The organism is Pseudomonas coronafaciens pv. oryzae str. 1_6, from assembly GCF_000156995.2.
Taxonomy (GTDB): domain Bacteria; phylum Pseudomonadota; class Gammaproteobacteria; order Pseudomonadales; family Pseudomonadaceae; genus Aquipseudomonas; species Aquipseudomonas tremae.
The window spans coordinates 813108-828506 of the sequence record NZ_CP046035.1 but is presented as its reverse complement, the minus strand read 5'-3'; the positions used below and the strand labels follow the sequence as shown (position 1 = coordinate 828506).

At 60.2% G+C, this 15399-nt stretch carries 5 protein-coding genes and 4 pseudogenes; 7 read left to right on the top strand and 2 right to left on the bottom strand.

Going from position 1 to position 15399, the window contains the following annotated elements; all coding sequences use genetic code 11:
- Position 1: 1 nt before the first annotated feature.
- From POR16_RS03650 to hopAD1, 5 genes are all read left to right on the top strand, one after another.
- Positions 2 to 6202, top strand: a complete 6201-nt coding sequence (locus POR16_RS03650; RefSeq protein WP_122381229.1) for a type I polyketide synthase — start codon at positions 2 to 4, stop codon at positions 6200 to 6202.
- Positions 6199 to 6642, top strand: a complete 444-nt coding sequence (locus tag POR16_RS03645; protein WP_005894402.1) for a PaaI family thioesterase — start codon at positions 6199 to 6201, stop codon at positions 6640 to 6642. Before POR16_RS03650 ends, POR16_RS03645 begins: the two co-directional genes overlap by 4 nt.
- A 49-nt stretch (positions 6643 to 6691) precedes the next feature.
- Positions 6692 to 7897: a crotonyl-CoA carboxylase/reductase gene (gene ccrA, locus POR16_RS03640; RefSeq protein WP_011105123.1), complete on the top strand. Its 1206-nt coding sequence runs from the start codon at positions 6692 to 6694 to the stop codon at positions 7895 to 7897.
- A gap of 55 nt (positions 7898 to 7952) precedes the next feature.
- Entirely contained in the window at positions 7953 to 8696 is a 744-nt protein-coding gene (locus POR16_RS03635; RefSeq protein ID WP_005894403.1) for a thioesterase II family protein, read from the top strand.
- Between the two features lie 1001 nt (positions 8697 to 9697).
- Positions 9698 to 11596, top strand: a complete 1899-nt coding sequence (gene hopAD1, locus POR16_RS03630; RefSeq protein WP_005894404.1) for a type III secretion system effector HopAD1 — start codon at positions 9698 to 9700, stop codon at positions 11594 to 11596.
- A 12-nt stretch (positions 11597 to 11608) separates the two neighbouring features.
- Here the strand turns inward: hopAD1 and POR16_RS26865 are convergent.
- Positions 11609 to 12012: pseudogene (locus tag POR16_RS26865) on the bottom strand (MATE family efflux transporter); the annotation flags it as partial.
- A 302-nt stretch (positions 12013 to 12314) separates the two neighbouring features.
- Here POR16_RS26865 and POR16_RS03625 point away from each other — a divergent pair.
- Both POR16_RS03625 and POR16_RS26230 read left to right on the top strand, forming a co-directional pair.
- Positions 12315 to 13470, top strand: a pseudogene (locus POR16_RS03625) (IS3 family transposase); the annotation flags it as partial.
- 12 nt (positions 13471 to 13482) lie between these two features.
- Positions 13483 to 14087 (top strand): annotated as a pseudogene (locus POR16_RS26230) (IS5 family transposase); the annotation flags it as partial.
- A 449-nt stretch (positions 14088 to 14536) separates the two neighbouring features.
- Here POR16_RS26230 and POR16_RS03620 read toward each other — a convergent pair.
- Positions 14537 to 15387 (bottom strand): annotated as a pseudogene (locus POR16_RS03620) (IS5 family transposase).
- Between the last annotated feature and the right edge of the window lie 12 nt (positions 15388 to 15399).

Below are 15399 nucleotides of genomic sequence, written 5' to 3'. Positions count from 1 at the left end.
CATGACCGAGACCAAGAACACCGACAGCGAGCGGCTGACCGAAGCCCTGCGGGCTAGTCTGATGGCCAACGAAACGCTCAAGCGGCAGAACCACGAGCTGCAGGCCGCCGCCCAGGAACCCATCGCCATCGTCGCCATGGGCTGCCGGTTGCCCGGTGGCCTGGCTTCACCGGAGGCGCTGTGGCGCCTCGTCGAAGCGGGAGAGGCCTTGAGCAACGCCTTGCCGAGCGACCGGGGCTGGCAGCTAGACAGCCTGTTCCCCGCAGACTCGCCGCTCCGCGAACGCGTTGCCGGCTGGCGGGGTGGTTTTCTCGACAAGGTCGCCGGCTTCGACGCCGCCTTCTTTCGCATTTCCGACCGTGAGGCCCTGGCGATGGACCCCCAGCAGCGACTCCTGCTGGAGGTCTGTTGGGAGGTTCTGGAACGGGCCGGCATCGTGCCCGACACCCTCAAAAACAGCGCCACCGGCGTGTTTCTCGGCGCGACTCAGAACGGCTATCTCGCCGACTTGCAACGGCGTAACCCGGCTGCCGACGGCTATCGCTTGCAGGGAGGACTCAGCAGTATCATCTCGGGACGCATCGCCTTCGTCCTCGGCCTGCGAGGCCCGGCGGTAACGGTCGATACCGCCTGCTCCGCTTCCCTTACCGCCATCCACCTAGCGGTCCAGTCGCTACGCAGCCACGAGTGCTCGCTAGCGCTGGCCGGCGGGGTGACCGTCATGGCCACGCCTGAGGTCTTCGCAGAATTCACCAGGCAGAACGGCTTGGCCGCCGATGGCTACTGCAAGGCCTTCGCCGAACAGGCCGACGGCACCTGCTTCGCCGAGGGTGCCGGCGTGTTGCTGTTGGAGCGGCTCGCCGACGCCCAGCGCGCCGGTCATCCGGTGCTGGCGGTGATCCGCGGCACCGCAATCAACCAGGACGGCGCCAGTAACGGCCTGACCGCGCCGAGTGGCTCGGCCCAAGAGCAGGTGATCCAACTGGCGCTACAGAATGCGCGGTTACGCTCGCTCGACATCGACGTGGTCGAGGCGCACGGTACCGGTACCGCGCTGGGCGATCCCATCGAAGCAGGCGCGCTGATCAACACCTATGGGCGCGGACGCCCGCCGGAGCGGCCACTCTGGCTGGGCTCGCTCAAGAGCAACATCGGGCACACCCAGTTGGCGGCGGGCGTCGCCAGCGTCATCAAGATGGTGATGGCGCTGAACCAGAGCTTGCTCCCCAAGACCCTGCATGCCCAGGAGCCCTCCCGAAAGATCGATTGGTCGGAGCAGACCGTGCGCCTGCTCGACAGGGCGCGTCCTTGGCCCGAGACCGACCGGCCCCGGCGGGCCGGAGTGTCGTCGTTCGGCTTCTCCGGCACCAATGCCCACCTGATCCTCGAACAGGCGCCACCGGCCACGCAGGTTGCCTGTCACCCGACCGTCGCCGAGCTGGAAGGGCTGCCAGCCATCAGTTTCCCGCTGTCGGCCGCCTGTGCGAAAGGCTTGCGGGCCCAGGCGCGCCAGACCATCGCCCTGCTCGAAAACCCGACAACCGACCTGGCCGCGCTCAATGCATCGCTGGCACTGCAGCGCAGCGCCTTCGATCATCGCGCGGTGATTCTGGCCACCCAGCGCGAAGACGCCCTGATGCAACTCCGCGCGCTAGCCGAAGGCCGGCATGCCCCGGGCCTGATCCAAGGCAAGCGCTCGCCAAGCGGCACGACCGCCTTTCTGTTTTCAGGCCAGGGCGCGCAATGGCCGAGCATGGGCCGTAATCTGTACCGCCTCTGTCCGCCGTTCGCCGCAGCGCTGGACGAGGTCTGCGCCGCCCTCGACCCCTTGCTGGCGCAGCCGCTCAAGAACGTCATGTTCGCCGACAAGGGCAGCGACCGCGCCGCGCTTCTGGATCGCACCGACTTCACCCAGCCAGCCTTGTTTGCCTTTGAGGTGTCCCTGTACCGGATGCTGCGGCATTTCGGAATTGTCCCCGACGTGCTGCTGGGCCATTCCATCGGCGAAATCGCCGCGGCCCATGTCGCTGGCGTCTTCGCGCTGGCCGATGCCGCACACTTTGTCGCCGTGCGTGGCCGCCTCATGCAAGCCATCACCCATGAGGGCGCGATGGTCGCCATCGAAGCGAGCGAGCAGGACGTCAGGGCCACCTTGGCCGGACTCGAACAGAGCGTCGCCATCGCCGCCGTGAACGCGCCGACGGCCGTGGTGATCTCCGGCGATCGCAGTGCGGTCGAGCGCCTGGCCGCGGACTGGCAGCAACGGGGGCATCGCACCCAAATGTTACGGGTCAGCCATGCCTTCCACTCGCCGCACCTCGACGGCATCCTCGCAGAACTGCGCCAAACCCTGGCAGGGCTCAGCTTCCACGCCCCCACCCTGCCCATCGTCTCGACCGTCACCGGTATGCCGCTGACCGCCGAGCAGGCGCGCTCGCCCGATTACTGGGCCGACCAGGCCCGCCAACCGGTACGCTTCGCCGCTGCGCTGTGCTGGCTGCTGGAGCATCGCCTGACCACGGCCGTAGAAATCGGGCCGGATGCTGTCCTCACGGCGCTCGGCCGGACCAACGCGAGCCACCATCCCAACGGTGATACGGCGGCGCAGTGGATCGCCCCCCAGCGTCGCGACAAGGACGATTCTCGCCCGCTGTTCGCAGCGCTCGCCCAGCTATACACCCGCGGCGCCGCGCTGGACTGGCGCCGCCTGCTGCCGCCCGCCCCCACCTTGGCCTTGCCCACCTATCCTTTCCAACACCGGCACTATTGGTTGCAGCCGCGCTCCTGCGCGAACGGCCACGCGGGCAACATGCCAGGCCTGCTAGCTCTGGAGCATCCACTGCTGGCGCACGGGCTCGAACGTGCCGATGGCCAAGGTTGGGTGTTCTGGGGGCAACTGGATGGTTCCCGCCAGCCCTGGTTGCTGGAACATCGCGTCGGTGGCCAGGCGTACGGTGCCGGCGCCATGACCGCAGAGTGCATCCTGACAATAGGCAACCGGCTGGGCTGTCCGTGGCTCCAGGACCTGACACTGCAACGCCTGGTGCCCTTGCCGGAGCAGGGTGCGGTCGATATCCAGATTTACCTCGACGTACCCGACGCACAGGGTGTACGTAACGTCGCGGCCTACTATCGCCCGGCGGAGCCAGATGCCACGGGTGGCTGGCAGCACTTTGCCAGTTGCCAGCTGTTGCCCGACCCTACCGAGCCACCGCTCTGGCCTGACCTGCAGACCGCCGTCTGGCCGCCAGCCCACGCCGAGCCGACGGCCTTCGCCGACCTCTATGCGCGCCTGGCCGAACAGGGCGTGGTACTGGAAGGCTCCTTCCGGCGGATCGTCCGCGCTTGGCAGAGCCCCGAAGGCATCTACGTAGAAGCGGAGCGTGCCCATAGCGAGCCAGGCTCGACTTTTACCCTGCACCCGACGCTGTTGGACGCAGGCCTGCAATCGGGCCTGCTGGTCGAGGGTGCGGCGTCTTCCGCCGCCGCACCACGCCTGCTATTCTCCATGAGTGGCATGCGCCTGTACCAAGCCGGTGCCACGCAGCTACGTGGCCTGCTGCAACTCAAGGCGCGGCCCACCTCGCCGACCGCGCCCCGCGACTACCGTATGCGCCTCGCGGACTACCAAGGCCGGGCCGTCGTCACCCTGGACTCAATGGTGCTGAAGTCGGCCAGCACAGGCGTCCTACCACGCCGCCTCGTCGGCTACCGGGTACTGTGGCGCGAGGTATCGCCCGACCACGTGGCTGACCCGCACGAAGCGCTCTGGCTGGGCGCCAAGGACGACCTGCCGAGCGATTGCGTCAGCGCTGCCTACCAGCACCTGGCCGACGCGATCACCACCTTGGCAACGACGCCACCCGGCACGGCGCTCGTTCTTGTACCGCCAGTACCCCCGGCTACGCCGGCCGCGGCGAACCGCGCCCTGCAAGACCTAGCGGCCACGCTACGCGAGTGGCTGGAAGATGAGCGGACGGCAAGGCATCCGTTACTGGTGGCAACCCGCCGGGCGGTGGCCACCGCCGATGACGAAGACGTGCCCAACCTGTCCCAGGCGGCGCTCTGGGGACTCGTGCGTACCGCACAGGAGGAACACCCCGGCCGTATCCTGCTGCTGGACCTGGATACCGCACACGCTACCCCGCGTGACTTCGCGCGCGCCTTGGCAGCCGCAAAGGGCGACGAACCGCAATTGGCATGGCGCCAGGGGCGTCTGTTGACACCGCGACTGGTCCGATCCAGTGGCGTGGAGCCGGCAACCGAGCAACGATCGGACGTCTCGCTCGATCCGGAGGGCACCGTGCTAATCACCGGGGGCACCGGCACCTTGGGTCGGGCCCTCGCGCGTCACCTGGTCGCCAAGCACGGCGTACGTCACCTGCTCTTGGTGAGTCGTAGCGGTGCCGCCGCGCCCGAGGCCACCGCCTTGGTGGAAGAGCTGGCCGAACAGGGGACCGCCACCACGGTCGCCGCCTGCGACGTCGCCGACCCGCAGGCCCTCGCGCAGTTGCTGGACGGCCTGCCCGCACGGCATCCACTGACCGCCGTCTTCCATGTCGCTGGCGTCATCGAGCCGGCGCCTCTGTTGCAACTCACCCCCGCACAGCTCGAAGCGGTGGTAAGGCCCAAACTGGACGCGGCCTGGCAACTCCACCTCCAGACCCGCCATCGAAACCTGGCTGCCTTCGTTCTCTATTCCTCGGCAGCCGGCCTGCTGCCCCAGCCGGGCCAGAGCCACTACGCCGCAGCCAACACCTTCCTCGATGCCCTCGCCCACCATCGTCGCCACTTGGGCTTGCCCGCAGTGGCCCTGGCCTGGGGCCTGTGGGCCGAGCGCTCGGCCATGGGTGAACGAATGGCCGCCGCGGGTATCCAGGAACTGCTCGACCGAGGTCAGTTGCCCATCGCCCTGGAGGATGGCCTGAGCCAAGTGGATCTGGCGCTGACCGGCTCCCTGCCGCCCCTCGCGATTCCTGCACGCCTGGACCTGCCGGCACTCCGCCGCCATGGCCCCCTGGCGCTGCTGCGCGAATTGCTCGCCGAAGGCAGCGGGCAGACGGCAAGCCAAGGCCCCGAAGCGTTGGCGAAACTGGCTCCCACCGAGCGGCGGACACGCCTGCTCGCGGTGATTGCCCAAGGGGTCGGTGAGGTGCTCGAGCATCCCGATCCAGCGGCGATACCTGGGGATACCGAGTTCCTTGTCCTAGGTTTCGATTCCCTCACGGCCGTCGAGTTGGGCAGTTGGCTGGCGGCCACCACCGGCATCCGCTTGCCGTCCACGGCCGTGTTCGACCATCCGACCCTCAGCGCCTTGGCCGACCACCTGAGCGCCTGCCTAGACCAACCGGAGCGCGCCCCAGCGCCAACCATCGCGACAGTGGGCATGCTTTTCGAAGAATTGCGCGAGGCTATGCGGCAGGGGCGTCTGGCACAGGGGCTGGAACGATTGGCGCAATTCGCGGCCAAACGTCCGACGTTTGCCCCGGATGCCGCCGAAGGGCACGCGCCCGCGCCCAGCTGGTCGCGACAAGAGCGTGACCGGCCACTGCTCATCTGCCTGAACTCCTTTCTGCCCGCAAGGGCCAATCTCACCTATCAGCGCTTGGGCCGCGAACTCAAAGGCCACTATGACATGGCCACCTTGCCCCTGCCTGGCTACGATAACGGGCCGTTGCCGGCCTCCGCCGAAGCTGTTGCAGTGGCGCTCGCGCACGCCGTCGAAGCCTGCGCTGCCGGTCGCCCCTTCACGCTGCTCGGCTTTTCCACCGGCGGACTGGTCGCCTATGCAGTCGCCGAGCTCCTGCAACAGCGCGGCATCCACCCCGCGGCCCTCTGCCTGATCGACACCTACCCGCCGGCCGCCATGCGTTCGGCGGTCCTTAAGGAAGTCCTGAGCGATTGGTTGGAAAGCCGCAGCGACTTCTGGTCGACCGACGACGACGGCCTGAGCGCCATGGCCTATTACCTGGAGCTCTTTGGCCGCTGGAGCCCCCTGCCGCTGGAGGCTCCGGTCCTGCTGCTGCAGGCGGAGCAGGCCTCCGCAGCGGGCGCCAGCGACACCTGGCCGCAACTTTGGCCACGCCTGACGCAGGTGGTGAAGACGTCTGGACGGCACTTCGCCCTGCTCAGCGATGAGGTGCAGCAAACCGCACAGCACCTCATCCTGGTGCTGGCGGACTACAGCGGAGCGGCGTCATGACCTCGGAGAACTTCCAATATATCCTGGATCGGTCGCCACTCTTCCAGAGCCTGGGCCTGAGCGTCGTTACCCTGAGCGCCGACAGGGTCTGCCTAGCCATCGCAGAGTCGTGCCCGACCCATGGTGGCGCCTTCGGAGACATGACCCTGCCTGGTATCAATGGTGCCGTGCTTTGCGCTGCCTTGGAGGCCGCCATTGGTCTCGGCGGTCATGCCGCCCTCGGTCACACGCCTGCGGGCGTCATCGAGTTGTCGGTGAAGCTGCTGCGCCAGGTACGTCACCTCCCCTGCTACATCACGACACGGCTCGATCGCCAGGCACCGGGTCTGACATTCGTTTCCGCGGTCCTGACCAACTCGCGAGGGACGCCTTGCGCCACGGCCTCCGGCATCGTGGTCGCCACCAGGGGGGCGACCGAACGAGGCCTCCCTCTCGACTAGCCCCAGATCGGCCTTACCGATTCTCAACCTAAAAACCAGTAGGAAGCCCATGAATCAAGCACTGACTGAAACCATGCAGGCCTTTCTGATCCGCCCCGAGCGCTATGGCGAACCGCAGCAGGCCATCCAGCTCGAACAGGTCCAGATCCCCACCCTGGGTCCGCATCAGGTCCTCATCGAAGTGATGGCAGCCGGACTCAACTACAACAACGTCTGGGCCGCCCAGGGTAAGCCGGTGGACATCATCGCCGCGCGGCGCAAGCGGAACCGTGACGCCGAACCCTTCCACATCGGAGGCTCGGAAGCCTCCGGTTACGTGAAAGCCGTGGGCGACGCTGTCACCCACGTCAAGGTGGGCGATACCGTGGTGGTGTCCTGCTCGGTCTACGACGCCACGGCCATCGAATCGCGCGTCGCCCCCGACCCCATGTTCTGCAGCAACCAGGAAATCTACGGCTACGAGACCAGCTACGGCTCCTTCGCCGAATACACCCTCGTCGAAGACTACCAATGCTTCCCAAAACCAAAGTTCCTGAGCTGGGAGGAAAGTGCCACCCTGATGCTCAATGGTCCGACCGCCTACAAGCAGCTCACGCATTGGGCACCCAATACCGTCAAGCCTGGAGACGCAGTCCTGATCTGGGGCGCGGCAGGTGGCCTGGGCTCTATGTCTATCCAGTTGACCCGCGCGCTCGGGGGGCTGCCGGTGGCCGTGGTGTCCAGTCCAGACAGGGGCCGCTACGCCTGCGAACTCGGCGCCGTGGGGTACTTGCTCAGAACCGACTATCCGCACCTGGGACGTCTGCCGGACTTGAACTCCGACGCTCACAGCGCCTGGACCAAAAGCTTCGCGAGTTTCCGTCGCGACTTCTTCATGACGCTGGGGAAAAAGGAGCTGCCCAAAGTGGTGATCGAGCACTCCGGCCAAGCCACCTTCCCCACCTCGCTGCAGATCTGCGACCGCTCCGGCATGGTGGTCATCGTGGGTGGCACGTCCGGCTACAACTGCGACTTCGATGTCCGCCACCTGTGGATGCACCAGAAGCGCATCCAGGGCTCCCACTACGCCAACATCCGCGAGTGCCAGGAATTCCTGCAACTAGTCGAACAACGCCGGGTAGTGCCGACCCTGAACACCCTCTATCGCTTCGAGGAGACACCTAGGGCGCATCAGGCGCTACTGAGTGGAGAAGTCGTAGGCAATGCCGCCGTGCTGGTCAAGGCCGAGCGACCCGGCCTAGGGGTCGGTTGTTGAACGGTTGCCGGCTCGACGCGCGACCTCCTACTCCCTATTGCTCTGAGACCTAGCCATGTCCTCAACCAATGACCACCCCTGGCTGGTACGGGCCAGCCGCGAGCAACGACCGCGCACCCTCTATGCCTTTCCCTATGCCGGTGGCGACGCCCAGGCCTACTTAGGCTGGGCGAGCCGGCTCGATGCCTCCATCGAGTGGATCACCTTGGAACTGCCAGGCCGAGGGAGTTGCCCCGCAACGTCCTATGCCGACGTCCAGGAATTCGTCCAGGCGCTGGTGCCGCTTTTCGCCGACTGCCAGAAACCCTTCGCTTTCTTCGGCCATAGCTTCGGGGCCCTGCTGTCCTTCCTGATATGCCGAGCCTTGGCAGAGCGACAGCTACCCTTGCCACGCGGCTTGATCCTGTCTGGCTGCAAAGCCCCCGCCTACTTCGAACCGGTAGCGCAGCCAGCACTTTCCGACGATGATACAATTGCCCTTATCCGCGCCTACGGCGGTACGCCCGAAGTTGTCCTGAGCAACCGGGCACTGATGAGTTTCTTCCTCCCGACCATCAAGGCAGACCTGACCCTAGTTCGTAGCTATCGCTGGCAGCCGCAACCCCGCCTGCCGATCCCCCTCTTGATTTTGAGCGGTCGCCAAGACTCCACCCATGGTCCCGACGTGGCCCAGGGTTGGCGCGACGTAACCTCTGGTGAAACCACCTTCCAAGCATTCGACGGCGGCCATTTCTTTATTAAGGACCATCATTACGACGTACTACAGATCATGAATCAATTCTTGCTAAAATCCTTATAAAGTCGGGCATTCTTGGACGATTTGAGACTTGAAGAGCTTGGGATAAGTTGTGCGTTGACGCATGGTGAACCTGGCAATAAGGGCTATGGTGTCCACGTATTTCAAAGTGGACACCATCGTCATTAATGCTGGGGGTTTGAAGGTGTATTCGCCGGCCGCTTACGATCCAAGTCATATGCATTTCAGAAGGCGCTGGGAATTTATGTATCCAGATTGAAGCACCGGTTTTTTTGCGGCACAGTCCAAACACGTTGATAGCAAAGTGACCGAACGCAAGGCTGGCCCTGTCATTATTCATAAGCGCCGGTGGCGTTTGTTTTGGGCTTGGATGAGCAATTTGCGCCGCGTCGGCCAAGGCAAAGTGATTTTCCTGCCCGGCCCACCTGTTTTTTTCCAGCAAAAGCTAGCCTCTTTCAGGAACCTTTTTCTTGCATAGCGCCACAGACTGACAGTGGCGTAAAGAAAGAGAATATGTCATTGAATGACTAAGGGTCTAAAGGCAAATTCATAGCGAAAATCACTACCATTTAGAGGTAATATCCGTGACTAATCGCGTCCGTGGCGGGACTGGCAGATCAGCTTATTACCCCTCAAACTTCTGATGAGTTGAAACTCGATCAGGGGCAAATTAAGGAAGGGGGGGGGGGGAAGCTGAAAGAGAAAAGAGACGTCACTATTCCCAAGTTGAAACCACGAGAAGCTATTTGCGTCACCAAAACAGTCTCAGCGATACCGCCTGGCAAACGATAACGCCGGATAAGACGTTGACCTAGGGGCGATCGCTATTGAAAGCTCCAAAACTGCGGTTGCAAAACATATTGCTACCACTCGTACCGTGCCTACCCAAGTTGACGTGCTGTTACATAATCGCCGCAAGCCGCGGCCAATGCGAAGGAAAATTTGAACCGAGAATTTCCATAGTAGTACAAAAACGGGCAGGTATTGCAAGCTCGTATTAGATCTTAATGCTTCCTAACTGATTTTAGAGAGAGCACCACACAATGCTTATCGGGCACAGCTTGCATCACATGCGACCCACTGCTATGGATTCTAGCCTACCAACTTCCGCAACTAGCCAGACTATCAGCAATACCAAAAGTCGGCTGGATCCGCATCGTGTCCGTGAACTTACATTCATCGGAGTGGGTAGTAGTGTTGCCTACCTACTCAATGAGCTTAATGGTCGCTTTGCCGATAGCGGGGTAACAACGCCGTTTTTAGGAAAAGTCAGTATTGTAGGCAAGGACGACTCTTGGGCCGAGAATGTTCGTGGGAAAGGTTATATTAACCACCAGACTGAAATTATAAGCCAATGGGACCAACAGGTTCCAAAATATGATCCTAACTATGCTGCTCGTGCCGAATTTTCTGCGAGTAACCGAAGACAGTTGACGCGAACAGTGGAGTTAGGCGCAGAACATTTGAAAGCACAGGTAACAGGCATTTCGCGATTGGATGACGGTTGTTTTCGAATAAATCTGGACAATGGCCAGATTTTGCAAAGCCGACAGATTGTACTGGGGACTGGTGCCGGACCCCATACCAGTATCTGGAACAGCGTTACATCACACACTCAAGCAGAAAAACGACTGGACAACATCAAATTGCATGAGCAGAAAGCCTTGCGTGGCAAGGTGCTGGACCTGGATGAGTTTATGCGAGCGAGTGATGCCTCTCCCCAGACGTTTGCTGGAAAAACGGTGGTGATACATGGACCAAATGCAGGCATTGATGCAGCTGAACGTGCCGGGGAGCTTGGGGCAAATGCGGTTTGGTTTACCCGCAGTACGAATCCGGTATTGCTGGATGGCAATCAACTAAAATTCGCGCCAGAGCTGGCCAAAAGCGCTATACATAAAGTTGACAAATTAGATATTCGCCCAACAAAACTAGAGAATGGTTTCGCATTGCGACTACATTACAGTTCGCTAGGACAAGACTCACGGGAGCCAAAGAAGGTGCTAGATGCGGACTATTATGTGTACGCCATGGGTCAAGATATTCATAAGCCGGGTAGCGCAGCGGCCATACTAGGCAGTCTTCTTGACCACCTAGAACCTATATATGACTACGATCAAGTCTATAGCGACCAGCCTTTCAAGACAGTAATAGGCTTGCAAAGTCGCGGCTCCAATAGCGATAATGGTTTAATTATTGTCGGGGCGGCAGTTGCTCAGCTGGCCACTAATGTTCAGCATAGCTATAAGGACCACGCGTTGGATCGTATACTTGAGGAAATGACCAGGCTCCCCGAAAAGCAAACAGAAAAGCTATCACAAATGCTGTTAGAAGGTGCGCCATCAGTACAGATCCAGACATATCTAAAAACCTGGCAGTTAGATAGCGGTCAACCGCCAGATAAACAGGTACTGCAGAATCAAGTAGAAAACTATCTGGCGGCCCGAGACTACTTCCAGCGGCAAATCAACGAACAAAAGGGCAACCTGGACGGGGTTGCCGCAGAGGTAAAAAATCAAACCTTAACCGAGGTTGCATCGGTCATCGTGTCACCACAGTTAGGCACGATCAAGGCCTCCGCTGCAGCATTGTCGGGACTTATGCCAGCATATGTGGCTAACGGCGAAAATAACTTTACCACCGATAATCGAACTATGCTCCGTGCCGGCATTGCAGCAAGATATCCGAATATAGGTAACGCTGAAGCCAGTGCATTTATCGATGAAGTAGTAACTTTGCGTCACCTTAATAGTCAGCGTTTTATTGAGAAGGTAGCAGGCGAAATGATGGACAAAGGAGCTCAACCACTGGTGTCGTTACGCCCCCCGGTCCTAGGTGTCCCGGCGTCGGTCAGGACTGCTTATGAGGCTTACTTGCACGCGCTGAATTCTGGAGCGCACGATGGTACGCCGTTAAGTCAGCGCTGGCTGCCCAAAAAATAGTTCCACAGGGACAACATGGGACAGGTCGGCTAATGGCTCAACCAGCAGAATCAGTAACATCGAGGTGACTGCGCCGTATCCGATCAACAACCCCTACGTTGTCGTTATGGCTTGCGAAAAGCGAGCAGTGTGCACAGAGGTTCTGCACCAGTCTCCGGATCAGCGCACCGGACAAGGCGAACTCGACACAAAGAGCAACCTGAATGACACTGCCGATAACACCCATAGCGGCCAGCTCCTGAGAGCAGAACGGCGCCATCGCAGCCATTACGTATGGCTATGCCCACTGGAGTTGACAGGTTGCCGATCATCGCAGGCAAGACAGTTCGGCCGATATTGCTGATGTCACCTGAAAGGTCTGATGGGTGACTCAGTGGACGTAATAAACCCAGACATGCCGCTACTAGGTTCTGTACGAAAAGTCGGCGCGCGAAGGTCAGGCAAGGCAAAAACAGGCGAGGAACGGCCGGGGTTGCGTTCGACTCTACGTGTTGTAAATGAGCATTCCGATTGGACTCGCATCCGAGCCTGTTTTTAACGCAGCATAACCGCAGCCACTTTTCGTACAGCCCCTAGGCTCGACATCAGGTAGGCGACGGCAGTCGCCGTTAGCAGGGTCAAAACCGACTGTTTGCCGAAGCCAGCACTGCGCAATATTTGTACTGGTCTAATGATTCCGGACACTCACTTAGGCAAGAATGTCGCCAGATAGAGGTGTCTGAGGACAAAACAACGCCGTACCTTCTCCACTGAATTCAAGCGCGAGGCCGCAGGCCTCGTGCTCGATCAAGGCTATAGCCATATCGAAGCCGCCCGCTCGCTCGGGGTGGTGGAATCTGCGCTGCGTCGCTGGGTGAGCCAGCTCCAGCAGGAGCGCAATGGCGTAACGCCCCAGAGCAAAGCCCTGACGCCCGAGCAGCAGAAAATTCAAGAGCAGGAAGCCCGGATCGCTCGCCTTGAGCGGGAGAAATCCATTTTAAAAATGGCCAACGCGCTCTTGATGTCGGAAGAGCACGAGCGCATGCGCTGATCGATCAGCTCAGTGCCATGAGCCGATCGAGTTGCCGTGCGAAGTGTTCGAGATACCTCGCTCATGCTACTACGACCATTGCTTGCGACGCCGGTCCACCAACTCCGAACTGGTGCGGCTACGCGGGCGGTTCAATGAGCTGTTTACACAAAGTCGAAGCGCTGCTGGCAGCCGCAGTATTGTGTCGTTGATGCAGGAAGATAGCGAGCAAATCGGTCGGTTCAAGGTGCGTGGCCTGATGCGGGAACTGGGATTAATCAGCAAGCAACCGGGCTCGCATGATTACAAAAAAGCAACAGTGGAGCGACCTGACATTCCGAACATTTTGAATCGGGAGTTCGATGTAACCGCGCCCAATCAGGTCTGGTGTGGCGACATCACCTACATCTGGGCGCAAGGAAAATGGCATTACCTGGCGGTGGTTATGGATCTTTATGCGCGTCGGGTGCTGGGCTGGGCGTTTTCAAAAAAATCGGATACGGACTTGGTGATCAAGGCGCTGGACATGGCTTATGAGCAACGCGGCAAGCCTCAGGGCCTGCTGTTTCATTCGGACCAGGGCGCCCAATACGGTAGCCGACAGTTTCGCAAGCGGCTTTGGCGATATCGCGTGCGCCAGAGCATGAGTCGCCGAGGTAATTGCTACGACAACTCGCCGATGGCGCGTGTATTCCGCAGCTTGAAAACCGAGTGGATACCCGCCGTGGGCTACATGACGGCCCAAGAGGCACAAGGGGATATTAGTCATTATCTGATGCATCGCTACAACCGGGTTCGGCCACACCAGTTCAATGATGGACTGGCGCCCGCTCAGTACGAGAAAACCTTAACGTCGTGTTCGGGATCCGTTGACCATTACATTCGACTCAATCAGCAGGGACTGATCGATCTGAACACCTGGATGATCGACTCCACGGCGGTACGTGCAACCCGAGCCTCTTCAGGCGCCGGAAAAAGGGGGCCTGAAGAACCGCTAGACCATGCTCTGGGGCGCAGTCGAGGCGGCCTGACAACCAGGATTCATATGGTTTACGACGCTAATGGCGTACCATTGCGCTTCATGTTTTCACCGGGACAAGCCAGCGATATCGCCCACGCCCAGTCGTTGCTGGATCTGGTGCGCGTTCCCGGTAAGCCGGGGCGACCACGAAAGCGCAGTAGATGGTTACTGGCTGACAAAGGCTATGGTGCAGAACACCTGCGTTACTACTGCGACCGTTATCGAATGCAGCCTGTGATCCCGCCACGCGCCATGCCACGCAAACCCGGCCTGGCTTGCCCCGACTCTTTGATCGTCCAAAGTATCGGCAGCGCAACATAATTGAGCGGATGTTTGGCTGGCTAAAAGAGAACAACCGAATCGGCACTCGCTACGACAAGCTGGCCAAGAGCTACGCAGCCATGATCACGCTGGCCTGCAGCCTACGTTGTAGGCAGCAATACTTTTCTTACAAAACCTAGCTTTGGTATTTCCTTACACCTCGCGGTCAGCTTCTATGGATTCAACCTGAAAGGCTACATGCTAGGCGTACGATTTTTTCCGTTTTATCTATCGATCCCATCAAGGACCACACAGCGATGACCTCGAATGATCATTTTTTTGGACAGGTCGAAATATCCTCCCGCACAGGCGAAGCCATTCTTTCACTCCCCCCTAGCGCAGCTGGTTGGCCGTGACCACTTCACAACACAGCTGCGCCGGCTGCTAACGTTCATGGGCACGTTGCGCCTACTGACGGTGCCTCAGCGCCAGACTTTGCAACCATGTTGCAGCACCTGTTATAAGAGCAAATTGGTTATGCCCGCCTGAGCCTGCGGCAGGCATCTCCGAAGGTAACAATTGGGTCTGCACACTGATATTTGTGGAAGGAACACCCGAAATCCGGGCCATTCGGACTGGTTACAAAGAGCTAGGGATTGTCTGAAAAGTCAGCCCGCAAGCATCTTTCGATGCATACCCAGTGTGACCATGGCTTTAAAGCTACTGGCCAGTTTGTCGTAATGCGTACAGATCCGACGTTTTTCCTTGAGCAAGCTGAACAGCCGCCCAATACCGTTGCGTTTTCTGCCCTGAGTCCCGTCAAACAGCCGAGGCACGCCAGGTCGAGGCTTGCGGTGCATCCTGCGCAGAGGAATCACCGGCTGCATGCCGTAGCGATCGCAGTACTGACGCAAGATCTGGCTGTCATGACCCTTGTCGGCAAGCACATAACGGCAATGCTTGCGCGGGTGCCCCTTGCTGCCAGGAAGGCTGATCTGATCCAGCAACGGCGTGAAATAGCGCGAGTCAGCCTGTTCGCCAGGCGACAGCAGGATGGCCAGCGGGAAGCCATGGCTGTCGCAGGCTAGGTATATCTTGGTATTCAGCCCGCCCCCGCTTCGGCCGAGACAGTGATGTGGCAGTTCCTGCGGGCTCTTTTTTTCCAGCGCCGCTGGCTGTTCGGGTGGCCCAGATTGGCGTGGAATCGAACATACAGGTGTCCAGATCGATGAAACCGTCTTCTCGCAAATGAAGATGAAGGTGGCGCAGAACCTGCTCGAACGTGCCGTTGTAACGCCATTGTCTGAAACGCTAGTAACCGGTCTTCCAAGGCCCGAAACGTTCTGGAAGATCCCGCCATTTGGCACCAGAGCACAAAATCCAGAAGATCCCGTTAAGCATCTGACGATCATCTCGCCTTGGCCGCACCATGTATTGAGGAGAAACAATGGCTTCAATGATCGCCCAACGCTTAGATGAAATTTCATAACGGCTTGTCATACCGGCTCTCCT

Excerpts from the sequence above, each read along its gene's own strand:
- POR16_RS03650 (WP_122381229.1), top strand. The coding sequence starts at position 2 with ATGACCGAGACCAAGAACACCGACAGCGAGCGGCTGACCGAAGCCCTG.
- POR16_RS03645 (WP_005894402.1), top strand. The coding sequence starts at position 6,199 with ATGACCTCGGAGAACTTCCAATATATCCTGGATCGGTCGCCACTCTTC.
- ccrA (WP_011105123.1), top strand. The coding sequence starts at position 6,692 with ATGAATCAAGCACTGACTGAAACCATGCAGGCCTTTCTGATCCGCCCC.
- POR16_RS03635 (WP_005894403.1), top strand. The coding sequence starts at position 7,953 with ATGTCCTCAACCAATGACCACCCCTGGCTGGTACGGGCCAGCCGCGAG.
- hopAD1 (WP_005894404.1), top strand. The coding sequence starts at position 9,698 with ATGCTTATCGGGCACAGCTTGCATCACATGCGACCCACTGCTATGGAT.